Below are 26,146 nucleotides of genomic sequence, written 5' to 3'. Positions count from 1 at the left end.
CCAAGACCCATGGAGAACGCCGTAAATGAGCGCCTCCTCATATCAACTGGCCAACCTCTGCGTGGCCACAGAGATTGACAGTCTGACTCGTCCCAAGACCCATGGAGAACGCCGTAAATGAGCGCCTCCTTCCCCGTTATTCAAGGAGCTCCCCAATGCTGAGCAGCATGCGCAAAAATGGGGTCACCCTGGCGTTGTTCGCCCTGGTCTGCACCAGCCTGGTCGTGGCCACCCATCTGCTCACCCAGGACAAGATTGCCCACCAGCAGCAGCGGGAGAAGCTCGCCACCTTGAATGAGCTGCTCCCTCCTGGCAGCTACGACAACGATCTGGTGGCCAGCTGCAAGCGAGTGACCAGCCCCCTGCTCGGCAGCGATCAGGCCATGCCGCTCTACACCGCGACTCAGGCGGGCAAGGTGACCGGTTATGCCCTGGAGACAGTTGCCCCCGATGGCTATAGCGGTGCCATCCGCCTCATCGTCGGCACCGACGCCAGTGGCAAGGTGAGCGGGGTGCGAGTCTTGGCTCACAAAGAGACCCCGGGGCTGGGGGACAAGATTGAGCTGAAGAAATCGAACTGGATCTTGAGCTTCAACGGTCATAGCCTGACCACGGATAACGCCAAGAGCTGGGCAGTCAAGAAGGATGGCGGTGATTTTGATGCCTTCACCGGCGCGACTATCACCCCGCGGGCCGTGGTCAAGGCGGTTGCCAACCTGCTGCGTTTGCAACAGACTCATCCCGAGGTGCTGGCAGATGCCCCCTCTTGTGAACGGGCCGGAGAGAGCCAATGAGCGACGAAAATCAAGGTTCTGAGGTCAAGGAGCTGATGCTCCAGGGGCTGTGGAAGAATAATCCCTCCCTGGTTCAGGTGCTGGGGCTCTGCCCGACCCTGGCGGTCTCCTCCACCTTCACCAACGCCCTGGGGCTGGGACTGGCCACCATGGCGGTGCTGATAGGCTCCAATCTGGCGGTCTCTCTGGTCCGCCACTGGGTGCCCCGCGACGTGCGCATCCCCATCTATGTGATGATCATCGCCTCCCTGGTGACCTGCGTGCAGCTGCTGATGAACGCCTACACCTACGGTCTCTATCAGGCCCTTGGCATCTTCATCGCGCTGATTGTCACCAACTGCGTCATCATAGGGCGTGCCGAGGCCTATGCCTCCAAGCAGCCGCCCCTGCTGGCGGCCCTGGATGGCCTGATGATGGGACTCGGTTTCACGCTAGTGCTGCTGCTGCTCGGCGCCATGCGCGAGATCATCGGCATGGGCACCCTGTTTGATGGTGCCGAACTGCTATTGGGCGACTGGGCCAAGTCCCTGCGTATCGAGATCTTCGCACCGGGTTCGGCCTTGCTGCTGGCCATCTTGCCCCCCGGCGGCTTTATCGGCCTGGGGCTGCTCATCGCCGCCAAGAATGGCATCAATGACTGGCTGGGCCGCAAGCAGGTGGCAGAGAAGGCTCACTGCAGCGTACCGGCACCGGGCGCCCGCGCCACCGAGTTATAAGTACCATTTGCGGATGAGTGAGCGATGAATAACGAAAAGCGGCGCCAGATCCTGACACGACTGCGCGAAAACAATCCTGCACCCAAGACCGAGCTCAACTACAGCACCCCCTTCGAGCTGCTCATCGCGGTGCTGCTCTCGGCCCAGGCGACAGATGTCGGCGTCAACAAGGCGACCGACAAGCTCTATCCGGTCGCCAATACCCCGGCCAGCATACTGGCGCTCGGGGTCGATGGCCTCAAGCAGTACATCAAGACCATTGGCCTGTTCAATACCAAGGCCGAGAACGTCATCAAGACCTGCGCCATCTTGCTGGAACGCCATGGGGGTGAGGTGCCCGAAAACCGCGAGGCCCTCGAGGCTCTGCCGGGGGTGGGCCGCAAGACCGCCAATGTGGTGCTCAACACCGCCTTTGGCTGGCCGACCATCGCCGTGGACACCCATATTTTCCGGGTGTCGAATCGCACAGGTTTTGCGCCGGGCAAGAATGTGGATCAGGTGGAGGAGAAGCTGCTCAAGGTGGTCCCCGCCGAGTTCAAGCTGGATGTCCATCACTGGCTGATCCTCCATGGGCGCTACACCTGTCTCGCTCGCAAGCCGCGCTGCGGCTCCTGTATCATTGAAGACTTGTGTGAGTACAAAGAAAAAATCTACCCGGAGAACTGATCAATGAGAATCCTGCATACCATGCTGCGCGTTGGCGATCTGCAACGCTCCATCGACTTCTACACCCGTGTACTGGGCATGACCCTGCTGCGCAAGAGCGAGAATAGCCAGTACAAGTACACCCTGGCCTTCGTCGGTTATGGGGATGAGAAGGATGAGGCTGTCATCGAGCTGACCTACAACTGGGGCGTGAGCGAGTATGAGCTGGGCTCGGCCTACGGTCACATCGCCCTGGAAGCGGATGACATCTACGCCACCTGCGAGGCACTGCGCGCCGCCGGGGCCAAGATCACCCGCGAGCCGGGTCCCGTGATGGGCGGCAGCACCGTCATCGCCTTCGTCGAGGATCCTGACGGTTACAAGATTGAGCTGATCGCCAAGAAGGATGCAGGCGCAGGCCTGGGTGAGAGCCTCTAACATGCGGCGCTAGCCAGCCCTGTGCTCACCGCCTGGGCCGTTAATGAGAAGGGGGAGCCATTGGCTCCCCCTTCTGCGATGCGCGATCCCTGATGTCACAGCAAGCTGGGCTGACCATCGAGGAACACCAGCCGTTTGCCCGCCTGATTGGGGGCAACGAAGGGCAACTCGTTGCTGTTGACCACATAGATGCCGTTTTTGAACTGGAAGACAGGCACCGTTGGCAAGGCGCGGGGCACCAGCAGCTCACCGAGGTCGCTGCGCACCGTCAGCACGGTATAACGGCCCTGAGGGAGCCCCAGTATCGGGCCAAACTCGCTGCCATCGGCCTCACGGACCGCTTTGACGTAGACACTGAACTCCTCGTAGCCCGGCACCAGGCACTCGTGGGTATAGGCGCCGGTACTGACCGTGGTCACCAGCAGAGGCGCCTGATAGTCATGGCACACGAAGCCCGCGAGGTTGCCGGAGCGCAGCAGGGGTTGCAGGCGGATGGGTTCCTCGCGGATATCGGCAAGGGGTTCGCGGATCTGGTACTGCTCAAGCAGGACGCGGCGCACCACCTCGGCATCATCATAGGCTTCGCCGTCATGGAGGGGGGCGGTCACCACACTGGCGCGGGTCAGCGGATAAGCCTCGACCAGGGAATCCGGCAGTATGATGCCTTTGCCCTCCTGTTCACTCAGGCTGGCTTGCTCGCGATAGGGGTTGTCACGGATCAGGTTGGGGTAGCCACCATAGGCGGTGACGTTCCAGGCCCAGCTCATGGTGGGCTCCTGAACATAATGGCCGTGTTGGTCGGGGGTATTGGCGCAACCACTCAGCGCCAAGCTGGATAGCAAACCCGCTAGGGCAGTCAATTTTCTCATCTGGGCTTGTCTCTCATCGCATCATGGCGCCAGCATCCCTTATCCGGCACCCGTGAGTCCCAAACTAGCAAAAATCAGATGGCTCCGCTACGTCCCATGCTGATCACCACCCGCCGGTTCCTGGCTCGTCCCTCTTCGGTCTCGTTGGAGGCGACATGCTGTTTCTCCCCATGGCCCTCCACCGAGATCTTGCCCTCCTCTATCCCCAAATCGAGGAACACCTTCTTGATGGCATCGGCCCGCTTCTCGGAGAGCTTCTGGTTGGGCCAGCGCCCGCCATAGCTGTCGCTGTAGGCGTCGATCACCACCACGTCGATGCTGCTGTCCGCCTTGATGAATTCGCTGATCATGGCGAGTCGTCGCTTGGAGGAAGCCGACAGGCTGTCGCGGTTCTTGTCATAGGTGAGCACGCTGAAGGCGATGTCATTGAAGCTGTAAGGCAAGAGACCATTCAGGCAATCCATGAAGGCCTGATACTTGACCCGAAAGTTGACGTTGGAGAGCGACACCCGCACCGCCCGGTTCTGGCGATACCAGTCCCGGTACTGGAAGGTGGGCATGCGGCCACTCTCGAGTTCATCGAGCATGGTCCAGGCGGTCTGGCCATCGACCAGGCCGTCAAACTGCTTGAAGAAGCGGATCTGGCTGATATCCCGCCCGGCGAGACCCGGACGCCAGTTGGGGGGCATGCTGCCCAGGCTCACCGTCTGGGTCTGCGCCTGCTGACGCAGCCCCTTGAGTTCGAAATCGAGGTTGATCTTGCGCCCGGCCCGGCTCACGAAGGCCCCAGTGCCCCAGCTCGGGATGGGATGTTCGAGGCGACACTCGACCTGGCTGTCTGCCGTCAGGCGCCAGACGGATTGATCCAGGCCGGCGCCAAATTCGGCCACCCCCGCCTGCAAGTGCATGCTCACCGACATGCTGATCAATCCCAAGGTCCACCCCTTCACTCGCCTCTCCTCTGCCTGGTCCACGCCCCTATCACAGGGGCGTTTTTCATCTGTCTCAAGGCTGTATCGGCATGAGCCGGGCAAGCTTTAGGGAGCAGGCGGCAATTCTTTGCCGCTCGAGACCAGAGGGCCGGGCCTGGGGTATAGGCACCCTTGACCGTCTGCCACCCAGGCGCGGCACAAAATAAGAGGCTGGGTCTGCCACGTAGGCAATCCAGGTAGGTTGTCACCCGGGCGCGATAAAACACGGGGCTGGGTCTACCGCATACGCAACCCGGCGGCCTGTCACCCGGGCGCGACAAATGAAGGCTGATTTGCCATAATGCCGCCTCACTTCAAGCCGACCGAGATCCCATGACCGACGCCGTTAACACTCTCAAAGGCCGCTTCCGTGGCTTTTACCCCGTCGTCATCGATGTTGAAACCGCTGGATTCAATGCCAAGACTGATGCCCTGCTCGAAATCGCCGCCTACACCCTCAAGATGGATGAGGCGGGCTGGCTGGTGCCCGATCAGGTCTTTCACTTCCACGTTGCCCCCTTCGAAGGCGCCAACCTGGAGAAAGCCGCCCTCGACTTTACCGGCATCGATCCCTACAACCCGCTGCGCGGCGCCGTAGACGAGAAGGAAGCGCTCACCGAGATCTTCAAGGGGATCCGCAAGGGCATGAAGGAGCAGGACTGCAACCGCGCCATCGTCGTGGCCCACAATGCCCCCTTCGATCACGGCTTCGTCATGGCCGCCGCCGAACGTGCCGGCCTCAAGCGCAATCCCTTCCACCCCTTTGCCACCTTCGACACCGCCGCGCTGTCTGGCCTGGCCCTGGGGCAGACGGTCTTGGCCAAGGCGTGCCAGAGCGCCCGTATCCCCTTCGATAACAAAGAGGCGCACTCGGCCCTCTATGACACCCAGCGCACCACCGAGCTGTTTTGTCATATCGTCAATCGCTGGAAGGCGCTGGGGGGTTGGCCCCTGCTGGAAACCGACGGGGCTGACGCTGAGGCAACGCCGCAAGACGCGGCCTCCGAACAGTAACCACCTGTTGCCTTGCGAGAAGGGCTGCCACGGCAGCCCTTCTTTGATATCAGTCAGCTTAAATGACTGATTGAGTCATTTTTCTGAATTTTTACTCGACTTTTGGCCCGTTTTTCGCAAACTAACGCCCTTTCACACGCCAGACAACAACACAATATTATAAGGAAGTCGCATGAATCCTGTTGTTATCGCAGTCTCGCTGATGCTGGTGCTCAGCCTGCTGCGGATCAATGTGGTCGTCTCATTGTCGGTCAGCGCCATCGTCGGCGGCCTGGTTGGCGGCCTCTCCCTCACCGATACCCTCAGCGCCTTCAGTGGCGGCCTGGGTGGCGGTGCAGAGATAGCCCTCTCCTACGCCATGCTGGGGGCCTTCGCGGTCGCCATCTCCCGCTCCGGCATCACGGATCTGCTGGCCCGCAAGGTGATAAACCAACTCGGCAAGGACGCGAGTGCGTCACGGATGCTCTGGGTCAAGACCCTGCTGCTCACCTCCGTGCTGGCGGTCGCCATCTCCTCCCAGAACCTGATCCCGGTCCACATCGCCTTCATTCCCATACTGATACCGCCGCTCTTGCACGTGATGGCCCAGATGAAGATGGACAGGCGTCAGGTCGCCTGCGTCATCACCTTCGGCCTGACCGCAACCTATATGCTGCTGCCGGTCGGCTTTGGCGGTATCTTCCTCAACAACATCCTGGCCAAGAACCTCATCGATAATGGGGTGACCCTGGTCAACAGCCAGATCCCCCAGGCCATGGCCCTGCCGGTATTTGGCATGTTCCTTGGGCTGCTGGTTGCCGTCTTTATCAGCTACCGCAAGCCCCGCGAATATGATCTGGCCAAGATCCTGGCCGCCGAGCCCGAATCCGTCGAGCTGAACCTGACCCACATCTGGGTCGCGCTGGTCGCCATCGCCGTGGCGCTGGGCCTGCAGCTTTACACCGACAGCATTGTGCTCGGTGCCCTTGCCGGTTTCATCATCTTCACCTGTGGTGGCGTCATCAAGTTTCGCGAGAGCCAGGATGCCTTCACCCAGGGGGTGCGCATGATGTCCCTCATCGGCTTCATCATGATCTCCGCCGCCGGTTTCGCCGCCGTGATGAAAGAGACCCAGGGGGTCGAGAGTCTGGTGCAATCCGTCTCCAGCCTGATTGGCCATCACAAGGGCATCGCCGCCTTCCTGATGCTGCTGGTCGGCCTGCTCATCACCATGGGCATCGGCTCCTCCTTCTCCACCGTGCCCATCATTGCGACCATCTATGTGCCGCTCTGTCTGCAGCTTGGCTTCTCCCCCATGGCGACCATCGCCCTGATCGGCACAGCCGGCGCCCTGGGTGATGCGGGATCCCCCGCCTCGGACTCCACCCTGGGGCCCACCTCTGGCCTGAACGCCGACGGCCAGCACGACCATATCTGGGACTCAGTGGTGCCGACCTTCATTCACTACAATATCCCGCTGATCCTGTTTGGCTGGGTCGCCGCCATGGTGCTCTAACCCGCCGCAATTTGCCTCATCGCCAGATAACAACGCCCTCGCCAGTCATGGCGAGGGCTTTTTACTGGGCGCATCGCAGGGATGGGCAATCACCCCGTGAAAGAGCCATGGCTTATATACTGCTAGTGACCAACAAGGAGCTACCCCATGAAACCTGCATATTGGCTGATTGCCCTGCTGTTTAGCACCCCTGCCCTGGCGTTCCACTGCCCGGTCGACATGAAACAGATAGACGATGCCCTCGCGACAGGCCCGGCACTCAGCGCCGAGCAGCTCGCCGAGGTCAAGACCCTCAGAGCCGAAGGCGAAACCCTGCACAAGGCCGGTCGCCATCAAGAGTCCGTCGATACCCTGGCCAAGGCCAAGGCACTGCTCGGCATCGACAAGATCTGATCCTCGGCGGCGCCAGCAATCCCCCCCTGCCGTGCTTGATTGATAGATAGCAAAAGCCCCCGCCACGGCGAGGGCTTTTTCATGATGGCGTCTGGCAAGCAAGCCGGGGACCCTGGTCGATGCTCAGACCCGGCCGCTATAGACCAGGGTGCGATAGTTAAAGGCTATCTGACCCTCGATGGCGTGGTGGGCAAACTCGTGCCGGATCAGCGCCGTCAGCGCCTCATAGGCTGGCGTCCCGATGGCGGGAGCGTAAGAGGAGGAGTTGAGCCGCCCCAACACACCATCAAGATCGAACATCTGGCAGTTGTCGAAACACTCCAGCCGGTACTCTCCCTCGAAGAAGGCGTCGAAGTCGGCCTCGCCAAGGTTGCGATGATTGACCTCCTCATAGTCACCGGAATAGGCACGCAGCCCCGCCTCATAGGCCTTGAGAAACGGGGTGTCGGTCAGCCTGTCATTCCAGATGAGGGCGACCCGGCCACCTGACTTCAACACTCGGCGACACTCGGCTTTGAAGGCGGCTCGGTCAAACCAGTGGAAGGCCTGAGCGACCGTCACCAGATCTAGAGTGGCATCGGCCAGACCGGTTGCCTCCGCGCTCCCCGCCTGCCAGCGGATATTGCTGGCCCCGGCCAGCAGCGCCTCGGCGGCAGCGCGCATCTCCGCATTGGGTTCCAGGGCCCAGACCCGGCTCACCCGAGGCGCGAGCTGCGCCGTCAATATGCCGGTACCCGCCCCGATATCGGCCACCACTGCATCTGGCCCCATGGCAAGCTCCTGGATGAGAAAATCCAGCATGGCCGCCGGGTAGCCAGGGCGGTATTTCACATAGGCCTCAACCCGGACCGAAAATCGTTGGGTACTGTCCATTACATGCTCCTCTTGGGGGATGGCCTCTGGATAAGGGCGATAACGCGGCATTGGCCGCCGTGGCAAGATGATCCCGTGGGTTTGAGCCTATCATGCCCAGTCCCATTCCTGGCATCATGCCCGGCAAGAGAGCCACCCTGCGTAACGCTGTCACTCGGTCAACCAATCGATGGCCGCAGCTTCATCGTCGAACGCCTTCACCTCCCCCGAGAGAAACCAGTTGCCGACCCTGGCAGCGAGGGTCTGCCAGCCCTGCTGACCATAGAGGGCTATCTTGCCAAACTCGCTGCCATGCTTGAGCCCGAGAGTGAAATCGTCCCAGGCGGCGCGCAGCTCCCAGCCTTCCAGCTCGCGGGCATCGAGCAGCACCCTCACCCCTCGGCCCTCGACCCGGCTCAGCGCCGCCTCCAGCATGGGAGTGATGGCAAGATAATCCTCATGGCTGAGCTTGCCGACCGCCTTGATTGAAATAAAAGAGACATCATTCACCCGGGCCAGCCCCAGGGTCAGGCCATGTTGTTGCATCTTCATCCCCCTGCCTCCATGAATGGCTGCCACCCGGCCGCCCCTGGTTTGACTCTAACCCACGACGAAGAGACGGTCATGGCCCGGGTAGAAAGCACAACCGGATACTGCCGCCAGATGCGCCTTCGAGGCCAGGATGCTGATGGGCAAGATAGATATCGTCGTCATCAAGGCGGCCTGCCGCGACTGAGACAATCATTACCCTCATCATCCTGCTAATTGCCCAAAAGCTAATACCATGGAGTCTTGTAATGAAAAGCCCCAGCCAAAATAACTGGCTGGAAAGTATTTCTCGCTGCAACCTAGATAAATAGAGCTCGAAATACTGACCGTCTTACACATAACTTTATTTTTTCTTCATCACCCTAGACCGAGACTGCTTTTCTGTCAGCAACCTCGGCCTGAGATCCAGCACATGTATGGTCAATGAAACTGCACCTCCCATCTCCCGCTCTACACGCCTGGCTTCATCATCCAACAGCTCCTTGAGCCCTTCTAAGCCGATTCTTTCCCCGCTATCAGGATGATCCCAGTCCCGCACCTTGGACAAGGTGATAAGTAATGCACCGGATCGGCGAGTTTCAAGCGACAAGTATTTCTTTACCAATTGAGATTCGATCGTGTCACGCAGGTCTCGAGCCGAGCGATTATCGCCAAGTTTCAACTCAATTACTGTCTCATATTCAGACGCCGTCGAACGAAGGCGAATATCGGTCTCCTTTTCATCAGCGGTCACTGACTCTTGATCCACCTTATAGATGCCATTGGCTGCATGCTGTAACTCGCGCGCGATCTCGCGGCGCATGATTCGCTCTTGATCAATTTTCGCCCATGCTTCTTGTGGCGAAACATCACTTTTTAGCAGTTCATCAAGGTCGACCAAACGGTCACGTAGCAAAGCAAACATAGCTGAGTTTGTTGTGAGTGGTGCTTCACCTTTTTTTTCAAGCTCAACACATTCTTGCTCATTTAATAAGACTGAGTCAGCTTCCTGAGCTAATGCCTCTTGAGCCACCGCCAAAATACGATCCTTGATATGGCTGAAGAGTGGGTCGCTTGCCATTGCCAACTTTGCTTTCCATCCTTCCTCGCCTTTTGCATCGAACAGAGCTCTTACGACAGCATTACGGGCATGTTCAGCATCATCCCGTACATCTGGCGTAAAACTACCTTCATGTTCGGCATCATCTTCTGGCCTGACATGCTGATAAGCCAAACGTAAAAGCCGGAGCAATTGCTGTGACGTGAAGGATTCATGTCTTAGAATTAATCCATCACGGCGCTCATTAAAAAGAGCACTAAACCATGTAACAGCCTTGCTTCTAGCTGCTGGCTCAACGTCCTTTAGTCTATTTTCAAGCGCATCAAGGCCTAACTCAGGATTTATCTGGATTAAGGTCGGTAACCAAACCAGCATCAGTGGTTCAGCAAGCTTTTTATTTAACATTCTCTGGGCAGCAACACGTAACTGCGTTCTCTGTTCATCATCTCCATATTTCGAAATCAGTTCAATTACCTGAGACAGACGCAGTGTTAATCCCGATAGACCTGATTCATCCTCCACCTTAACATCAGTCTCAATCAGCCATGTGACAAGACGCGGAAGAAATAATATAGCCACAGGTTCAGGCGCATAGCGGATCCGCTGCAATATCATTGAATTAATATTCTCATGTGGTGTTGTATCGAGCACCCCAGCAAGCTCTTTGCCCAATACTCCTTCAACAGCTAATGGGTAATGCGCGGCCAACCCCTCAATCCATTTTGGCAATCCATTAAGTTCAACCAGAGAATATCGAGCAGCCAGCATCGCCTCTTCAGATGTCAACCTATTCACCCAGCTGGGATCCTCTGCCTCTGCATACACGCCAGCCAAACCTAGCCGCCATATCTCCAGATATGTATTTCGCTGGTCTTCTGGCCTTTCACATGTCAGTGTGGGGTGATGTTTACGCCAACACGTCATCAATACACTACGCAAGCGATCTGCTGCCTCTTTACCAAATGTGGACTCAATGAATTGACGATTCCAGCCAGACGAATCACTATCATCGTAGGCATTACACATCACTCTGAATAGATTCCATGCCGTATTTTCACCACGTTCTGCTGAAAATACGATATCTGGATGTTCTATAATCTCACGCCATAACATTATCCAACTAGCTCGATTCTTCGCCTCTTTCCTCTCTATTTTTTGACGCTGCTCGGCCTCTTGGGCTGCCCACTTTTCCTGCTCTTTTACAAAATCAGAAGGTTTAATTTTATCTTCAATAAAAGCAAGCAGGCTCGGTTGATCTGTAATTAGTGGTTTCAGGCTTACCACTGGCTCTTGCAAATAATAAAATGCGATTTGCAGTAGCATTTGGCGTTCAATAAAAGAGTTGTTTTTATCCTTTAGATCATTAATAACCCAAGCACGATCCCGTTCAACTGTGAACTTAATGGGAGAATCATATGGAATAGTTTCGACCAATCGTTTCCATGAGTCTTCGAACAAATGAAGGGATTGTACCAAGGTATCCATTGCCAAAAAAATGAGCTTATTACTCTGAGCATCAAACTCACTTAATTTCTCAGTCAAGGCGTTATGACTCTTACCATCATCGTATTCCTGCTGATGCAAGCGTAACGCAAGTACACTGGCGTGGAACCACTGGTTATCTCGGTTGAGATCGAGCCCGCGAACACAGATTGCAGCAAGAGCACTGCTCAGATGTTGGTGAGAAGAGACCATGTGTGGCCACTTATCTTGTCGCCATTTCAGTCCATTTGAGATGAGCACAACCAGTCCATCCCGCAACACCTCTAACTGTGGCAATTCAAGTCGCTCATTATTAATAAGTGACGGCAATCGCCAGCTAAGGCTACTGACTGTCCGTTTTTTCCACTGCAACCAACCAAGTATCTGACAAAGTTGTGATGCGGATAGATGGTCTGGAAACAGATCTATGACAACTTCACGTACAACTTTGTCGGGCCACTGTGGATGCTGGGAAACCATGGCAGTCGCAATGTCTGGCAATCTGGGATCATTAATCGCAACCAGCACTTGAATGGCAACAATTCGCTCAATATCCCGAGCTGTGGATTTACAGGCAATACAGTACGCAATATCAGCACATCCACTGATAGAACCTTGTTCAATTAAATCCAGTAGAGTACGGCGAACCTCAGGGTTTTCGACTCCTTGCTCCCAAAGCTGACTGACTTCATCAGCCAATTCCGGGTCGGAAAAACGCTCAATTTGAATATAAGGGGTCTGCAAACCGCGCCAGCCACCTTTCCCATAACGCTCAACATAAGCCCTGAGCGCCTGTTTGCGCTGGTTGAGGGTCAGTGATGCGGGGTCGCCTTCATCAAGTAGAAGTTCCGGTTCATTTTCACGAACCGCCTGAAAAATATCGTTATTAAAGAGAGCTAGCCAACCCGAAATAGCCCTCTTCGAAGGAAAGACGATAGTTTTTCCCTTGGTTTCAGTAAATAGCAGTCGCTTGAGAGCCCGCAATGACATCCCACGATCTCTCATAGCTTGCAACCTCTTAGCAGCAAGAAACTCTGAAACCGATCGATGGTGGAAACGCACGCGACCATATGAGGCAAAACCAAATAGCGGTCGCTCTAGCAGAGTTTTCCGCTCATCTTGCGTCCAATCCGACAAGATAATTGCTGGATCCAGCGCTGCTTCATCCCGCTGAACATTATCCGCTTTGGCACTGTGGCGAATTGTCAAACGGCGGGTCAGCCACATCGCCAATGCAAGCCTGCTCGCCCCCTCGATTGCCTTATCTATTGAGAGTTCGGTAAGCTCACTTCTATCTTCTCTATCCCGAGGTTTGAGCTTGATGCGGATATTGGCTTCAACTTGTTCGCAGTGGGTACGAATATTCTGTTGTGCATGCCAATCGGCACAAAGCTCGATGAGATCCTGAGGACGTCTGGCAAACTCATGAGCGTGGCGTCTCTTTATATCCCTCAGCAACTCATCAGCATTTTTGACCCCTTGCATGCCTGCAAACTCGACAATCTGCAGATCGGATAGTGGCATCAGAGCCACGGTTCGCCAATCAGGAACAGTATCCTTTTCCGATTTGCTGGTTGGCGTTGTGAGATTTTTACGCAATGCCACTCTGGCGAACTCTTCTTCCTGTGCTTCTTTCGATTGAGACTTGGTCTGTAGTGGAATGGGCAGCGTGCTGTGAACGAGCTGTGCATCAAATGGGATTGGACGAGTAGTTACTACCACTCGCACTCTCCCCAATTGATTGTAAATACCTTTTACAAAACGATTTAGCGCTTGTTCGAAAGAACCTCGGGTAAGTTGAAGCTCATCATAAGAATCCAAAAAAAAAGTAGCGACTCCAGACTGCGATGCTAACCACATATCCAGACGTGTTTCATCTTCATAGCCCAGCAGATCCCGAAGATCATTTGATGCCAAACTGGCTAGCTCAACAAAAAATGCGGCTTCACCAGCAGCAGCTAGGCGGCAAGCCTGATCACGGCACTCGTAGGTCTTACCAGCCCCCGCTTCGGAAATAAGCAGAATACGTTTTGAGCGCAACAACTCTTCCCAAGTTACGCCGTTAGACCAGCCTAGCTGCATAAGGAAATGCTGCTTGTCGGCATCAACTAGGTGTTCTTCATCAATGTCTTGGAAAGTACGTTTGATCATGGCGATGGAATAGATCTTGTTTGATTAAGGGATAAATGGCCGATGGAGGTATGCGACCAAAACCTAGTTCTATAGGAAGGTATCTTACGAGACTCTTATACGATAAATCGCCCTATTTCCAACCTCTGCAGATACAAAGCTTCGATTATTTGTGCCAACGCACTCCTCTACAAACAACAAGGCCACCCGCAGGGGGTGGCCTTGAGCTTATTGATTGTCAGCCCTTCACGGCGCCGCGATTACTCGACGTAATCCTCGGTCGGGATGCAGGAGCAGAACAGGTTGCGATCGCCGTAGACGTCATCGATGCGGTTGACCGAGGGCCACAGCTTGGCGGCGCGCACCGCGCTGGACGGGAATACCGCCTCGGCGCGGGTATAAGCCCGCTCCCAGCGCTCGTCCATGACATCATCCTGGGTGTGGGGGGCATTGACCAATGGGTTGTCGGTCAGGCTCCAGTGGCCGTCCTTCACCTTCTCCATCTCGGCGCGAATGGCGGTCATGGCTTCGATGAAGCGATCCAGCTCGGCCTTGGACTCGGATTCGGTCGGTTCGACCATCAGGGTTCCCGCCACCGGGAAGCTCATGGTCGGCGCGTGGAAACCGTAGTCCATCAGACGCTTGGCCACATCCATCTCGCTGATGCCACAGGCCTCCTTGAGGGGACGAATATCCAGGATGCACTCGTGGGCGACGCGGTTGTTGCGGCCGGTGTAGAGCACGGGGAAGGCTTCCCCCAGTTTCTTGGCCAGGTAGTTGGCGTTGAGGATGGCGACCTGAGTCGATTTCTTCAGCCCCTCGTCACCCAGCATGGCGATATACATCCAGCTGATGGGCAGTATGCTGGCCGAGCCAAAGGGCGCGGCAGAGACGGCGCCATTGTCGCGGCTGCTCTTGTCGGTCTTGATGACGGCGTGGCCGGCCACGAAGGGGGCCAGGTGCTGCTTGACGCCGATGGGGCCCATGCCTGGACCGCCACCGCCATGGGGAATGGCAAAGGTCTTGTGCAAGTTGAGGTGGGACACATCGGCACCGATAAAGCCTGGCGCCGTCACGCCGACCTGGGCGTTCATGTTGGCGCCATCCAGGTAGACCTGACCACCGTACTGGTGAACGATGTCGCACACCTCCTTGATGGTCTCCTCGTACACCCCGTGGGTGGAGGGATAGGTGACCATCAGGCAGGAGAGTCTGTCCCCGACTTCCGCGGCCTTGGCGCGCAAGTCGTCAAGATCCACGTTACCGGACTTGTCACAGGCGGTGACGATCACCTTGAGGCTCGCCATCTGGGCGGAGGCCGGGTTGGTGCCGTGGGCCGACGCCGGAATGAGGCAGACATCGCGATGCCCTTCGCCGCGGGACTCGTGGTACTTCTTGATGGCCAACAGACCGGCGTATTCGCCCTGAGCGCCGGAGTTGGGCTGCATGCAGACCGCATCATAGCCGGTGATCTTGACCAGCCACTCTTCGAGGTCTGCCAGCAGCAGCTGGTAACCTTTAGCCTGCGCCAGCGGGGCGAAGGGGTGCAGCTTGCCAAACTCGGGCCAGGTCACCGGGATCATCTCGGCGGTGGCGTTGAGCTTCATGGTGCAGGAGCCCAGGGAGATCATGGCGTAGTTCAGGGCCAGATCCTTGGCTTCGAGACGGTGGATGTAGCGCAGCATCTCGGTTTCGGAGTGGTACTTGTTGAACACCTCGTGGGTCAGCACGGCATCGCTGCGCAGCAGCTCGGCGGGGATGGCCTGATGAGCCTGCGCCTTGGCATCCAGGGTCTCGATATCCAGACCGTGACCCTGGCCGAGGAAGAGCTCGAACAGCTCGGCCACGTCTTCGCGGGTGCTGGTCTCGGACAGGGAGACACCGACCGCGCCGTCCAGGTCGGCGCGCAGGTTGATGTTCATGGCATCGCCACGGGCTACCAGGGCGGCCTTGTCGGCGGTCAGGAGTGTGATGGTGTCGAACCAGCTGTCGTGCTTGAGGGTCAACCCCTTGGCGGTGAGTCCCAGCGCCAGGATGCTGGTCAGACGGTGCACGCGGTTGGCGATGGTTTTGAGGCCAACCGGGCCGTGATAGACGGCGTAGAAGCTCGCCATGTTGGCCAGCAGCACCTGGGCGGTACAGATGTTGGAGTTGGCCTTCTCGCGGCGGATGTGTTGTTCGCGGGTCTGCATGGCCATGCGCAGGGCAGACTTGCCGCGGCTGTCTTTGGAGACGCCAATGATGCGGCCCGGCATGGAGCGCTTGTAGGCATCACGGGTGGCGAAAAATGCCGCGTGAGGACCACCGTAGCCCATGGGCACACCGAAGCGCTGGGCGCTACCCAGCACCACATCGGCACCCAGTTCGCCCGGGGACTTGAGCAGCAGCAGGGAGAGCATGTCGGCACTGACACAAGCCAGACCCTTCTGGGCCTGCACGGCCTTGATCAGCAGCCCCAGATCGGTCACTTCACCCGTGGTCGAGGGGTACTGGAACAGGGCACCAAACACCTCTTCGCTCACGGCGTCGGCGGCCGGGGCCACCACCAGCTCGAAGCCGAAATGGACGGCACGCTCGCGCACCACGTCGATCACCTGGGGGTGAACGTCATCGGCGACGAAGAAGAGGTTGGACTTGGACTTGGCCATGCGCTTGGCCAGGGCCATGGCCTCGGCGGCGGCAGTGGCTTCATCGAGCAGAGAGGCGCTCGCCAGATCCATGCCGGTCAAATCCAGGGTCAGCTGCTGGAAATTGAGCAGGGCTTCGAGGCGGCCCTGGGCCAGCTCGGGCTGATAAGGGGTATAGGCGGTGTACCAACCCGGATTTTCCAGCACGTTGCGCAAGATGACGTGGGGCACATGGGTGTCGTGATAACCCATGCCGATGTAGCTCTTGGCGATACGGTTCTGAGCGGCGTAGCCCTTGAGCTTGGCCAGGGCCTCTACTTCCGTCATGGGCGCGCCTATGCCAAGCGGCGCCTCGCGACGAATGGCGGCGGGCACGGTCTGGCTGATGAGGTCATCCAGACTCTCGGCACCGACAGTGGCCAGCAGGGCGCGCAGTTCGCTCTCGCCCGGGCCTATGTGGCGACGCAGAAAATTGGTTTTTTGCTCGAGTTCAAACAGTGACTGGGTCATTTCCCTATTTCCTAGTAGATATGCCTGATAGAAGATCTTGCCAAGGGATGAGATCTCGCTCGGCGGCTCGCGGACACTTGCCCACGGCGGATAAAACAGGTGCCCGCACAGGATAATCCCGCGGGGCGGGCCTGGGATGCGCGCCAGTTGGCAAGGCGCACTCCCATGGCGAAGCCCGCGCTGTGCAGGGGCTCATAGCAAAAGGCCCTGCACGCGTGCAGGGCCTGAGCGACATTACTCTTCGTCGACGACGTTCTGGTAGCCGTCGGCATCCAGCAGATTTGCCAGCTCCTCGGCGTCGTCCAGCTTGATACGGAACAACCAGCCAGCGCCGTAAGGATCGGAGTTGACCAGCTCGGGACTCCCTTCCAGCTCTTCGTTGACGGCGATGATTTCACCGCTCACCGGGCTGTAAATGTCGGAGGCCGCCTTGACGGACTCAGCCACGGCGCAGTCGTCACCGGCACCAACCTGCTTGCCCACTTCCGGCAAGTCAACGAACACCATGTCACCCAGCAGCTCCTGGGCATGCTCGGAGATACCGACCACGGCCTCACCGTTGGCTTCGACACGGATCCACTCGTGGGAAGTGGCATATTTCAGTTCGCTCGGGATATGGCTCATGTGTGCTTCCTTTATTCACTTGCATCATTGAACAGGGTTGACCCGGGGTGGACCCCGAGCCTGAAACGATAAACGTTATACCAATTTCTGGCCGTTGCGTACAAAGGCGGGCTTGGTCACCTTCACGGTCACCAGCTTCTTGCGAAGCTCGACTTCGGCCACGTCACCGATGTCGCGAGGCACCCGGGCCAGGGCAATGGAGAGTCCCAGGGTCGGCGAGAAGGAGCCTGAGGTGATCACCCCGGTGCGTGACTCGCCCTGGGCATTGGTGAAGCTGACCGGCATGCCGGTGCGCAGCACCCCTTTCTCTTCCATCAACAGCCCCACCAGCTTGGGCTGATCCCCGGCGGCCTTCTGGGCTTCCAGGGCCGCGCGGCCGATGAAGTCACGGCTGCTCGGCTCCCAGGCGATGGTCCAGGCCATGTTGGCGGCCAGGGGGCTGATGCTCTCGTCCATGTCCTGGCCGTAGAGGTTCATGCCCGCCTCAAGCCGCAGAGTGTCCCGGGCGCCCAGACCGCAGGGCGCCACGCCCGCGTCGAGCAGGGCTTGCCACAGGTCACAGGCCTGATGCTCCGGCACCACGATTTCGTAACCCTCTTCGCCGGTATAGCCGGTGGTGGCGATGAACAGATCCCCGGCTTGTACCCCGAAGAAGGGCTTCATGCCCGCGACGGCGGCGTTCTGCTCGGCATTGAATACCTTGGCGGCCAGCGCCTTGGCCTCTGGCCCCTGCACGGCGATCATCGCCAGGGCGGGTTGTTCGGTAACGGTCACCGCGAAGGCGGCGGCGTGCTGGCGGATCCAGGCCAGATCCTTGTCGCGGGTGGCGGAGTTGACCACCATGCGATAGAAGCTGTCGTCCAGATAATAGGTAATGAGGTCATCGATGACCCCACCCTCAGGGGTCAGCATGCCGCTGTAGAGCGCCTTGCCCGGGGTGGTGAGTTTGGCCACGTCATTGGCCAGCAGATGTTGCAGGAAGGCTTTCACCCGCTCGCCGGTCAAGTCGACGATGGTCATGTGAGAGACATCGAACATGCCCGCCTGGGTGCGCACCACATGGTGCTCTTCCAGTTGAGAGCCGTAGTTGATGGGCATCTCCCAGCCGTGAAAATCGACCATCTTGGCGCCGGCTTCCAGGTGCTTGGGGTGCAATACGGTAGTCTGGGTCATCGCTGTTTTTCCTTAAAACCTGGGCCTGCCTCATCCCGGTTCCCGGGTGGAGCAGGAGGCCACAGGGCCTGGGCTCGCTCCCGACATCGCCATGGGCGCTGCGGGACTGGTTCCTTCAATGGCGCGGATTATAAGGCAAGCGGGATGGAGCACCGCTTAAAAAAAACTAATCCACAACATGCTGATAGCGGCCAAACACTATGATAAAAACAGAGGAAAAAACAGTATTGACCGGTAGTTTTCAGGGTTAAATTTTGATTTTTACCGTCTCGTCACAATTTATAGGAAAACGTTTCGCCAGCTTTCCATATTAAAGGCTGATGCCATAAACGAGCACATCAGCCTCTCGGATTACTTTTATTGTAAAAAATGGCGCCTGGGATTAGTTTTTTTCACCCGGCATACCCCAAAATGCCTCGCCACGCTGCTCGGTGCGGGCCAGGAGGGGCAGCTCCCCCTCCAGTCCCATGGCGCTGCGGATCAGGCGCTGCTTGACAGGGATCATGGCATCGACGGCGCTTAAGCCCACGCCTCGCACCAGCTTTTTAAGGGGATGAGCGCCACCAAACAGCCGCTTCAACCCCTCCATGGCGGCCAACATCCGGCTCGCCTCCGTCTTGCGCCAGCGCTCATAACTGCGCAGCCCGGCCAGGGCACCGATGTCCCGTCCCTTGGCGACATGGGTCAGCAGCGTCTGCACCAGGGCGGCGGCATCCATCAGCCCCAGATTGACCCCCTGCCCCGCCAGCGGATGTATGGTGTGAGCCGCATCGCCGACCAGCACCAGCCGCTCCCGGGCAAAGTCGCGGGCGTAACGGGCGGTGAGCGGTATGGCACTGCGGGCTCCCTCCACCCGGCACAGGCCGAGACGCGCATCGAAGGCGGCGGTGAGCGCGCGGTTGAAGTGCTCTTCATCGCACCCTTGCAGCCGCAGCGCCTCATCGGCGGGCAGCGACCAGACGATGGAGCTGAGAGTGGGCTGCCAGAGCGGCAGGAAGGCGAGCGGTCCGGCGGGGCTGAAGATCTGGCGGGCCACGGCCCCATGCTCCTCGGTGGTGCGCACTGTGGCGACCAGGGCATGGTGGCCATAATCCCAGCTGGTCAGGGGAATATCGGCCTGTTTTCGCACCCAGGAGTGAGCGCCATCGGCGGCCACCACCAGCTTGGCCGACAGCACTCGGCCATCTTCCAGCGTCAGCAGGGCATGCTCTTGCCCCTGTTGCAGGCTCGTGGCCCGGGCCGGCGCCAGCAGGTCGATATGAGCAGCCCCCGAGATGGCCTCTTGCAGTGCCAATTGAACAACCCTGTTCTCGACGATGTGACCAAGCCAGGGCAACCCCAGGCTGGCGGCATCGAATGCGATGCGGGCGAAGCTGTCGCGCTCCCACACCTGCATCTGCTGGTAACCTTGCAAACGGCGTGCGGTGATGCCCTGCCAGGCGCCGACCCCGCGCAGGATCTGCTGACTGGCGAGGCTCAGGGCGCTGACCCTGTTATCCGGCGTCGCCGCCAGCGCGGGATCCGGCAGTTGCCCCTCGATGATGGCTATCTTGAGTGCGCTCTGTTTGAGCGCCGCGGCGAGCGCCAGACCCACCATGCCACCCCCCACTATGACCAGATCGTATTGCGCCATGCTCGGTTGCACCCTGTTCCGTTGCACCATGTCATGCTGCTCCATGGCTTACTCCTTAGTGACTGGGCTGATAACGCCCAGGGTCTGGCGAGCCAGAGGGCCCTTGAGGCAGCTGGCGCGCGCCATCAGAGAGAGCGCCAGATTACGACCGGCCACCAGGGGGCCATGGTCGTTGGAAAAGAGCTGGGCCAGGGCCGAGGTGAGCCAGATGGTGGTCTCTTGATCTCCCTTTCGCCCTTGCCAGTAACGGCTCAGCACCGGGTAACCGCCAATGTCCTCCCCCTGTGCCAGGGCGCTGGCCACGATGGCGCAGAGGGCATCGAGATCGCGCATGCCGAGGTTAAACCCCTGCCCCGCGATAGGGTGCAACAGATGGGCGGCGTTGCCCACCAGCACGGTCCTTTGCCCCAGAGGGTAATCGGCTGCCGTGAGTGCCAGCGGGTAGCAGTGACGTACCCCGGTGCGCAGGAAGCGGCCAAGCCGCCAGCCAAATGCCTGCTGCAATTGGGCCAGGAAGGCCTCGTCATTCAGGGCCATGATGCTGTCAGCCTCCTCCCCCGGCATGCTCCAGACCAGAGAGCTGAGCCCTTGCTGCATCGGCAGCAGCGCCAGGGGGCCGCCGTCGGTGAAGCGCTCGAAGGCGCGCCCGGCCGGATGCGCGGCGGTTTGCACCGTGGCTATCACGGCGCTCTGACGGTAGTCATGGCGGCGTACCGGGATATTGAGGGCCTGGCGCACGAAAGAGTGGCCGCCATCGGCCGCGACCAGCAAGGCGGTGATGATCTGCTCCCCCGTGGCCAGAGCCAGCTCGACGGCGTGCTCCCTTGGGGTGACCCCCGTCAACTGCACCGGGCAGAGCATGCGAATATTGGCCGTCTGCGCGATGGCTTCTTGCAGGACCTGACCGGCGGCGCCGAGCTCAATCACCTGACCCAGGGCGGGCAAATCATATTCAGCGGCCGTCATGCGGGTCTGGCCGAGATGGCCTCGGTCCGAGACATGGATGTGGGTGATGGGGGTGGCATGGGGGGCCAGCCCCGCCCAGAGGCCATGGCGAGCCAGCGCCTCGCAGGTACCGGCGGCCAGCGCAATGGCGCGCGCATCGAAGCCGGGATGCGCGCCCTGTGCGAGGGCGCTCGCCTCCAGCAGCACTATCTGCAAGGGCCTGCCATCCGGGCGGCGCAGTGCGGCGAGGGAGAGGGCCAGCACGGCGCCACTCATGCCGCCGCCAACCAGGGTGATATCGGCCTGCAGGACAGGTGAATGGGCGGGTGCGGTCGGATCAGTGTGAGTCATGGGATGAAGAGAATCCGATAAAACGTGGGGCCATGCTATCACAGTTGCCCCCGCTGGGATGGGAGGTGGCGGGCAAAAATGGTGCCCGCCCCGCAAACCCGCAAACAGACGAGGCAGCCATGGCTGCCTCGTCGAGTGGGTGCTGTCTACCCCGGGTCAATGCAGCGTCGGCGGCGCATCCGGCGTGTCGGGACGCTTGCCGAACTCTTCGAAGGTCATCATGACCCCCAGTTTGACATGCTCATAGAGCACCAGGAAGGCGACCTCGTTCTCCTCGTCCTCCTGATCGAACTCCTCCGAGACCTGGGTGATGTTGGCGATGTCCTGGATCATCTCCTGCAGCTCCTCGGACGCCTTGGAGAGCTCTTGCTGCACCACGCCAAAGCCCGCCAGGAAGGCCTGGGACCAATCCACCAGCCCATCGATACGCTCATCCAGGGGGGCATCATCACTGGGCAGCAACAGCTCTACCCCTTTCTGGGCCATCAGCCCCTCGATGGCGTCTTGGTAGAGCTCCGTCATCACCTGGCGCACCTGGGCCGGCAGACCGAAACCGTCGTTCACCAGATCGTTGAAAGGGGCTAACCAGCTCTTGTCATCAAGAGGAACGCCACCGCAGATCAGGCCACAGATAACGCCGTGGGCCTCCACTGCCGTGGCCATCAGCTCGTGCTGGTCCATGAGGTCGGCCAGGGCCGCATAATTGGGGGGGGTTGTCTTGCTCATCGGGGATCCGCTCAAAGTTCAGTCAAATAGCCGGAATTGATGGTCAAGATCCTAGCATTCTCACCCGCCCAGAGCCAGCAAGGCCTTGAAACTTCTGCATCTGCGCTATATAGTCCCGCCCAGTTGTCCACATGGATAAAGGCGGAAATCACCCCCGCCGTATTGAGGAAGGCATGAGCACAGAGGCCGTAGAAATCGTCGTGTTGGGACGTCCCTACAAGGTATCCTGTCCCCCAGGACAGCAGGATGCCCTGCGCCAGGCCGCCGATCAGTTATCCAGCAAGCTTGTCGAGCTGCGTCAACGCTCCAAGGTCTCCAGCAATGAACAGCTGGCCATCATGGCGGCGCTCAATTTCTGTCATGAGCTCTGCCTTGAAAAAGAGAAGAACCACCAATACTCTGAGACCATGGACAAGCGGATCAAGATGCTGCAACGCACCATAGAAGCAGCCCTGATCGAGCATGGACAGTATGGTGACAATGGCGAAGAGGCCAAAAAGCCTTAACGCGCGACCCGTTTTAAAATTCCCTGGAGTGTTTGTCAGCCGGTTCAAGTCCCCGAGCCGATAATCAAACCAAACAGGGGATCGGCCTTCTGGCTATTGTGCATGCTCGGCTCGACCGAGAAGCCTGCGGTCAGACTCGATCTCCGCCTTGAACCTACGGTTCAAGGGCCCAAACCGGCAACGGCATCTCCGGGGTACCAACAGCAAAAGGCCCGTCATCTTGATGACGGGCCTTTTCTTTTGTCTCTTTTGCGCAGCCTGTCGCTGCGAACACGCCCCTCCAGATCAGCGGGCCCCATTGAGGGGCTTGTCACCTGTCGGCACCCGGAGGGGGCCGTCTCGCCCCCCTGCCTCCATCACCATCCAATCCGAGCTGGCGGTGCGGGCACACCATGCCCAGCGGCTCGCTTTGGCGATAACGCCGCACAGGCATGGCAGGCTTAGGTGAGCTGCAGCAGATTCTCCGCTTGCTGGGAGGGGGTCACCAGCACGGGAATGGATTTGGAAGTGGGCGTAAAGGAGCCCTCCCCCACGCTGTCGATGGGCACCAGCGGGTTGGTTTCCGGGTAGTAAGCGGCAATGTTGCCCTGGGGAATGTCATAGAGCGCCACGCTAAAACCCGTGACAATGCGCTCCCGGCCATCGTTGCAGATGGCGGCCATATCCACCCTGCTGCCCTCCTCCAGACCGAGGCGATGGGCATCCGTCTGGTTCATGAACACCACCTTGCGCTGGCCCTTGATGCCGCGATAGCGATCATCCATGCCGTAGATGGTGGTGTTGTACTGATCGTGGGAGCGCAGGCTCTGCAGCAGCAACACAGGTTGATCCGTCATCTGCTCGGCATGGCGAGTGCATTCGGGCAGCACAGAGCGTGGCAAACGGCTTGCCCGAAACTCGGCGCTGCCGCTGCTGGTTTTCCACAGCAACTGGGCCGCCGAGTTATCCAGATGGAAGCCACAAGGCTGCTGGATGCGGGCATTGAAGTCACTGAAGCCGGCAATGGTCTGCTCGATGAGGCAGCGAATGCGGCCGTAGTCATCCCGCAGCGCCAACCAGTCGACGCGCTCACTCCCCAAAGTGGCATGGGCCATGCGCGCTACGATGTCGGTCTCCGACAGGCAGAGCGCGGACAGGGGTTCCGCGGCCCCGGTCGAGGCGTGCACCATGCTGAAGGTATCCTCCACCGTGATTTTCTGGTTGCCGGTGCACTGAATATCGAGCTCGGTGCGGCCGAGGCAGGGCAGGATCAACGCCTCTTTTCCCACCTGCAAGTGACTGCGATTGAGTTTGGTGCTGATCTGCACATTGAGTTCGGTGGCCCCCATGGCGGCATAGGTGAACGCCGTATCGGGCGCGGCCGCCGCCAGGTTGCCCCCCAGGCAGATGAGCACCTTGCTCCTGCCCTCGTGCAGCGCCTTGAGCGCCTCATAGACATTGTGGCCAGGGGCCCTGGGCAGACTCACCTGCAGATGGCGTTCGATGCGCTCGATGAAGGCTGCTGTCGGTTTCTCATTGATGCCCATGGTGCGGTTGCCCTGCACGTTGCTGTGGCCACGCACCGGACAGAGCCCCGCCCCCGGCTTGCCCAACTGGCCGCGCAGCAGGTGCAGGTTGACGATCTCACGTATGGTATCGACCGAATGCAGGTGCTGGGTGATCCCCATGGCCCAGCAGCTGATGACGCTGCTGCTGGCGGCAAAGACCCGGGCGGCCTGTACTATCTCGGCCTGGGTCAATCCGGACTGCTGTACTATCTCGGCCCAGTCGGTGGCGCGCACCTGCTGTTCATACTCGTCGAAATGCCGGGTATGGCGGGTGATAAAGTCGCGATCCACCGCCTCTGGCAGCTCTTCCAGGATGTACTTGGCCATGCCACGCATGGCCGCCATGTCACCGCCCAACCTGGGGGTCAGATACTGGTGGCTGATGGTGGTGGCCGCCGGGGTCAGCAGTTCGAGCGGGCTCTGGGGGCTGGCGAATCGCTCCAGGGCCACCTCTTTGAGATTGTTGAAGCTGACAATCTTGCACCCCTGGCGCGCCGCCTGGCGCAGGGCATTCATCATGCGCGGGTGGTTGGTGCCCGGGTTCTGGCCATAGACGAAGATGGCGCCGGCGCGGTCAAAGTCATCCAGCACCACTGTCCCCTTGCCAATGCCCACCGCCTGAGTCAGCGCCACCCCGCTCGCCTCGTGACACATGTTGGAGCAGTCAGGGAAGTTGTTGGTGCCAAACAGGCGGCCAAACAGCTGATAGAGGTAGGAGGCTTCGTTGCTGGCACGGCCCGAGGTATAGAACTCGACCCGATCCGGGCTATCCAGCCCTGTCAGTTTCTCGGCAATCAGTGCAAACGCATCATCCCAACTGACCGGCTCGTAGTGATCGGTTGCGGGGTTGTAGCGCATCGGCTCGGTCAGACGCCCCTGATACTCCAGCCAGTAGTCGCTCTGATTGGCGAGCTGGCGCACCGAATGGCTGGCAAAAAAGTCCGCGCCCACCGTCTTGCCCGTCGACTCCCAGGCCACCGCCTTGGCGCCGTTCTCGCAGAACTGGAAGGCACCGTGGTCGTTGTCCCCCCAGGCGCAGCCCGGGCAGTCGAAGCCATCGGTCTGGTTGACCCGCAGCAGATTCTTGATGTTCTGCTTGGTTTTCTGGCTGCGCAGCACCTGCTTCATGGTGGATTGCAGGGACGAAAATCCGCCGGCTTTGGCAGGCTTTTCAATATGGCTCATGAGACTCTCCGATGGGACTCGACGGGTGATGGCTGGAATAGCACACAGGCGCATCGATCTTGGGAATATGGACGACATTGAGGTTGTATTTGAGGGCCAGCCTCACCGCCAGTTGGCTGGGGGAGGCGAGGCAGACGAGATGGCGAGCGCCAAACAGCACGGCTTTTTGAATAAGCTCGCTGCCACAGCGGCTGGTCACCACCAGGGTGTCGCAGGCAAGCTGCTGGCGCAGCAACAGGCCGATCAGCTTGTCGAGGGCATTGTGCCGACCGATATCCTCCCGGCAATGGAGGATCTGGCCCTGCTCGTCCAGCGCCAGGGCCGCATGGATGGCTCCATACTGCTGCGCCTTGAGCTGCCACTGGGCAATCTGTGGTCTCAACCCGGCCAATAATCCCGCATCAAGGGGAGGCGTGAGTGGCAGGGGGCGCAGCTCGGGGAATGCCTGCTCGACCGCCTCCACCCCGCAGATGCCACAGCCGGTTGCCCCGGTCAGCCTGCGCCGACGCTGCTGCAGCCGCGCCAGGCAACGATTGGCGATGGTCACATCCAGCACGAAGCCCAGCTCAGCAGGGGTCACCCGGATATCATGCACATCGTGGTTGTGCGCGATGATCGACTCGCAGAACAGGAAACCAATGGCGAAATCGTCGAGATCGTCCGGGGTCGCCATCATGACCGCATGATTGATGCCATTGATGTTGATGGAGACGGCCACCTCCTCCACCAGATGATCCAGCGCAGGCAGGGGGTGCGAATTGACAGCGGCGGCAACGGGACGGTGCGCAGGCATGAATGAGTGGCCTAAAAATACAAACTGCATTCAAGTTTAGAGAGGCAACTGCTGTAAAACCAATGAATTAAATCTATATGTTGATAGAACTATTCTATTGAAGAGTGATTTTCAATTGATTAGTGTTGGCACTTACCTC

Annotated in this window: 21 protein-coding genes and 1 other RNA gene; 9 read left to right on the top strand and 13 right to left on the bottom strand. The window is 59.0% G+C overall.

The genetic code is table 11. From position 1 onward, the window contains the following. The first annotated feature begins 155 nt into the window (after positions 1-155). The 4 genes from rsxG to gloA are packed head-to-tail and all read left to right on the top strand — an operon-like array spanning position 156 to position 2,593. The gene (gene rsxG / locus M2367_RS04060) at positions 156-794 is read left to right on the top strand and encodes an electron transport complex subunit RsxG (protein ID WP_224430674.1); all 639 of its coding nucleotides are present in this window, start codon (positions 156-158) and stop codon (positions 792-794) included. Beyond that, complete coding sequence (locus tag M2367_RS04055; protein WP_042042234.1) at positions 791-1,510, top strand: electron transport complex subunit E; 720 nt, start codon at positions 791-793, stop codon at positions 1,508-1,510. Before rsxG ends, M2367_RS04055 begins: the two co-directional genes overlap by 4 nt. A gap of 24 nt (positions 1,511-1,534) precedes the next feature. Next, the gene (nth, locus tag M2367_RS04050) at positions 1,535-2,176 is read left to right on the top strand and encodes an endonuclease III (RefSeq protein ID WP_042042235.1); all 642 of its coding nucleotides are present in this window, start codon (positions 1,535-1,537) and stop codon (positions 2,174-2,176) included. A 3-nt stretch (positions 2,177-2,179) separates the two neighbouring features. Next, entirely contained in the window at positions 2,180-2,593 is a 414-nt protein-coding gene (gene gloA, locus M2367_RS04045) for a lactoylglutathione lyase (RefSeq protein WP_224430675.1), read from the top strand. A gap of 95 nt (positions 2,594-2,688) precedes the next feature. Here gloA and M2367_RS04040 read toward each other — a convergent pair whose 3' ends face one another. Then, positions 2,689-3,360, bottom strand: a complete 672-nt coding sequence (locus tag M2367_RS04040) for a hypothetical protein (RefSeq protein WP_224430676.1) — start codon at positions 3,358-3,360, stop codon at positions 2,689-2,691. A 176-nt stretch (positions 3,361-3,536) separates the two neighbouring features. Beyond that, on the bottom strand, positions 3,537-4,412 hold the full coding sequence (locus tag M2367_RS04035) for an OmpA family protein (RefSeq protein ID WP_259235889.1): 876 nt from the start codon (positions 4,410-4,412) through the stop codon (positions 3,537-3,539). Between the two features lie 354 nt (positions 4,413-4,766). On the opposite strand from M2367_RS04035, the gene rnt reads away from it, so the two are divergent. From rnt to M2367_RS04020, 3 genes are all read left to right on the top strand, one after another. Continuing rightward, entirely contained in the window at positions 4,767-5,447 is a 681-nt protein-coding gene (gene rnt, locus M2367_RS04030) for a ribonuclease T (RefSeq protein ID WP_042042238.1), read from the top strand. A 172-nt stretch (positions 5,448-5,619) separates the two neighbouring features. Then, on the top strand, positions 5,620-6,942 hold the full coding sequence (locus M2367_RS04025; RefSeq protein WP_042042239.1) for a Na+/H+ antiporter family protein: 1,323 nt from the start codon (positions 5,620-5,622) through the stop codon (positions 6,940-6,942). A gap of 147 nt (positions 6,943-7,089) precedes the next feature. Then, positions 7,090-7,335, top strand: a complete 246-nt coding sequence (locus M2367_RS04020) for a hypothetical protein (protein ID WP_042042240.1) — start codon at positions 7,090-7,092, stop codon at positions 7,333-7,335. Between the two features lie 123 nt (positions 7,336-7,458). Here M2367_RS04020 and M2367_RS04015 read toward each other — a convergent pair whose 3' ends face one another. From M2367_RS04015 to M2367_RS03975, 9 genes are all read right to left on the bottom strand, one after another. Next, positions 7,459-8,208 (bottom strand): class I SAM-dependent methyltransferase, encoded by a 750-nt coding sequence (locus tag M2367_RS04015; RefSeq protein ID WP_259235888.1) that lies wholly within the window; start codon positions 8,206-8,208, stop codon positions 7,459-7,461. Positions 8,209-8,358: 150 nt separating this feature from the next. Continuing rightward, the gene (locus tag M2367_RS04010) at positions 8,359-8,739 is read right to left on the bottom strand and encodes an STAS/SEC14 domain-containing protein (protein ID WP_259235887.1); all 381 of its coding nucleotides are present in this window, start codon (positions 8,737-8,739) and stop codon (positions 8,359-8,361) included. A 340-nt stretch (positions 8,740-9,079) separates the two neighbouring features. Then, complete coding sequence (locus tag M2367_RS04005) at positions 9,080-13,408, bottom strand: ATP-binding protein (protein WP_259235886.1); 4,329 nt, start codon at positions 13,406-13,408, stop codon at positions 9,080-9,082. A 239-nt stretch (positions 13,409-13,647) separates the two neighbouring features. Continuing rightward, entirely contained in the window at positions 13,648-16,524 is a 2,877-nt protein-coding gene (gene gcvP / locus M2367_RS04000) for an aminomethyl-transferring glycine dehydrogenase (protein WP_259235885.1), read from the bottom strand. 234 nt (positions 16,525-16,758) lie between these two features. Beyond that, a complete protein-coding gene (gene gcvH, locus M2367_RS03995) occupies positions 16,759-17,148 on the bottom strand; it encodes a glycine cleavage system protein GcvH (RefSeq protein ID WP_042042245.1) in 390 nt (129 codons plus the stop codon). A 75-nt stretch (positions 17,149-17,223) separates the two neighbouring features. Continuing rightward, entirely contained in the window at positions 17,224-18,321 is a 1,098-nt protein-coding gene (gene gcvT / locus M2367_RS03990; protein WP_259235884.1) for a glycine cleavage system aminomethyltransferase GcvT, read from the bottom strand. 382 nt (positions 18,322-18,703) lie between these two features. Beyond that, positions 18,704-19,999, bottom strand: a complete 1,296-nt coding sequence (locus M2367_RS03985) for an FAD-dependent 2-octaprenylphenol hydroxylase (protein ID WP_404972850.1) — start codon at positions 19,997-19,999, stop codon at positions 18,704-18,706. A 3-nt stretch (positions 20,000-20,002) separates the two neighbouring features. Beyond that, the gene (gene ubiH / locus M2367_RS03980; RefSeq protein ID WP_259235883.1) at positions 20,003-21,250 is read right to left on the bottom strand and encodes a 2-octaprenyl-6-methoxyphenyl hydroxylase; all 1,248 of its coding nucleotides are present in this window, start codon (positions 21,248-21,250) and stop codon (positions 20,003-20,005) included. Between the two features lie 156 nt (positions 21,251-21,406). Beyond that, the gene (locus M2367_RS03975; protein WP_042042248.1) at positions 21,407-21,976 is read right to left on the bottom strand and encodes a UPF0149 family protein; all 570 of its coding nucleotides are present in this window, start codon (positions 21,974-21,976) and stop codon (positions 21,407-21,409) included. A gap of 173 nt (positions 21,977-22,149) precedes the next feature. Here M2367_RS03975 and zapA point away from each other — a divergent pair, with 173 nt between their 5' ends. Next, entirely contained in the window at positions 22,150-22,482 is a 333-nt protein-coding gene (gene zapA, locus M2367_RS03970) for a cell division protein ZapA (protein ID WP_042042249.1), read from the top strand. Positions 22,483-22,499: 17 nt separating this feature from the next. Further along, positions 22,500-22,682: non-coding RNA, 6S RNA (gene ssrS / locus M2367_RS03965), on the top strand. Positions 22,683-22,922: 240 nt separating this feature from the next. Here the strand turns inward: ssrS and M2367_RS03960 are convergent. Beyond that, positions 22,923-25,214, bottom strand: a complete 2,292-nt coding sequence (locus M2367_RS03960) for an FdhF/YdeP family oxidoreductase (RefSeq protein WP_259235882.1) — start codon at positions 25,212-25,214, stop codon at positions 22,923-22,925. Further along, positions 25,201-26,007 (bottom strand): formate dehydrogenase accessory sulfurtransferase FdhD, encoded by an 807-nt coding sequence (locus M2367_RS03955; RefSeq protein ID WP_259235881.1) that lies wholly within the window; start codon positions 26,005-26,007, stop codon positions 25,201-25,203. The genes M2367_RS03960 and M2367_RS03955 overlap by 14 nt, the downstream gene beginning before the upstream one ends. Positions 26,008-26,146: the final 139 nt, after the last annotated feature.

Origin of the sequence: Aeromonas sp. BIGb0445 (assembly GCF_024809075.1) — a bacterium.
In the GTDB taxonomy this organism is placed as follows: domain Bacteria; phylum Pseudomonadota; class Gammaproteobacteria; order Enterobacterales; family Aeromonadaceae; genus Aeromonas; species Aeromonas rivuli.
The sequence above is the reverse complement of the archived record's forward strand: the minus strand, read 5'-3'. Positions and strand labels throughout refer to the sequence as shown.

Coding starts and splice junctions, on each gene's coding strand:
- rsxG (WP_224430674.1), top strand. CDS start 156: ATGCTGAGCAGCATGCGCAAAAATGGGGTCACCCTGGCGTTGTTCGCC.
- M2367_RS04055 (WP_042042234.1), top strand. CDS start 791: ATGAGCGACGAAAATCAAGGTTCTGAGGTCAAGGAGCTGATGCTCCAG.
- nth (WP_042042235.1), top strand. CDS start 1,535: ATGAATAACGAAAAGCGGCGCCAGATCCTGACACGACTGCGCGAAAAC.
- gloA (WP_224430675.1), top strand. CDS start 2,180: ATGAGAATCCTGCATACCATGCTGCGCGTTGGCGATCTGCAACGCTCC.
- M2367_RS04040 (WP_224430676.1), bottom strand. CDS start 3,360: ATGAGCTGGGCCTGGAACGTCACCGCCTATGGTGGCTACCCCAACCTG.
- rnt (WP_042042238.1), top strand. CDS start 4,767: ATGACCGACGCCGTTAACACTCTCAAAGGCCGCTTCCGTGGCTTTTAC.
- M2367_RS04025 (WP_042042239.1), top strand. CDS start 5,620: ATGAATCCTGTTGTTATCGCAGTCTCGCTGATGCTGGTGCTCAGCCTG.
- M2367_RS04020 (WP_042042240.1), top strand. CDS start 7,090: ATGAAACCTGCATATTGGCTGATTGCCCTGCTGTTTAGCACCCCTGCC.
- M2367_RS04015 (WP_259235888.1), bottom strand. CDS start 8,208: ATGGACAGTACCCAACGATTTTCGGTCCGGGTTGAGGCCTATGTGAAA.
- M2367_RS04010 (WP_259235887.1), bottom strand. CDS start 8,739: ATGAAGATGCAACAACATGGCCTGACCCTGGGGCTGGCCCGGGTGAAT.
- M2367_RS04005 (WP_259235886.1), bottom strand. CDS start 13,408: ATGATCAAACGTACTTTCCAAGACATTGATGAAGAACACCTAGTTGAT.
- gcvP (WP_259235885.1), bottom strand. CDS start 16,524: ATGACCCAGTCACTGTTTGAACTCGAGCAAAAAACCAATTTTCTGCGT.
- gcvH (WP_042042245.1), bottom strand. CDS start 17,148: ATGAGCCATATCCCGAGCGAACTGAAATATGCCACTTCCCACGAGTGG.
- gcvT (WP_259235884.1), bottom strand. CDS start 18,321: ATGACCCAGACTACCGTATTGCACCCCAAGCACCTGGAAGCCGGCGCC.
- M2367_RS03985 (WP_404972850.1), bottom strand. CDS start 19,999: ATGGAGCAGCATGACATGGTGCAACGGAACAGGGTGCAACCGAGCATG.
- ubiH (WP_259235883.1), bottom strand. CDS start 21,250: ATGACTCACACTGATCCGACCGCACCCGCCCATTCACCTGTCCTGCAG.
- M2367_RS03975 (WP_042042248.1), bottom strand. CDS start 21,976: ATGAGCAAGACAACCCCCCCCAATTATGCGGCCCTGGCCGACCTCATG.
- zapA (WP_042042249.1), top strand. CDS start 22,150: ATGAGCACAGAGGCCGTAGAAATCGTCGTGTTGGGACGTCCCTACAAG.
- M2367_RS03960 (WP_259235882.1), bottom strand. CDS start 25,214: ATGAGCCATATTGAAAAGCCTGCCAAAGCCGGCGGATTTTCGTCCCTG.
- M2367_RS03955 (WP_259235881.1), bottom strand. CDS start 26,007: ATGCCTGCGCACCGTCCCGTTGCCGCCGCTGTCAATTCGCACCCCCTG.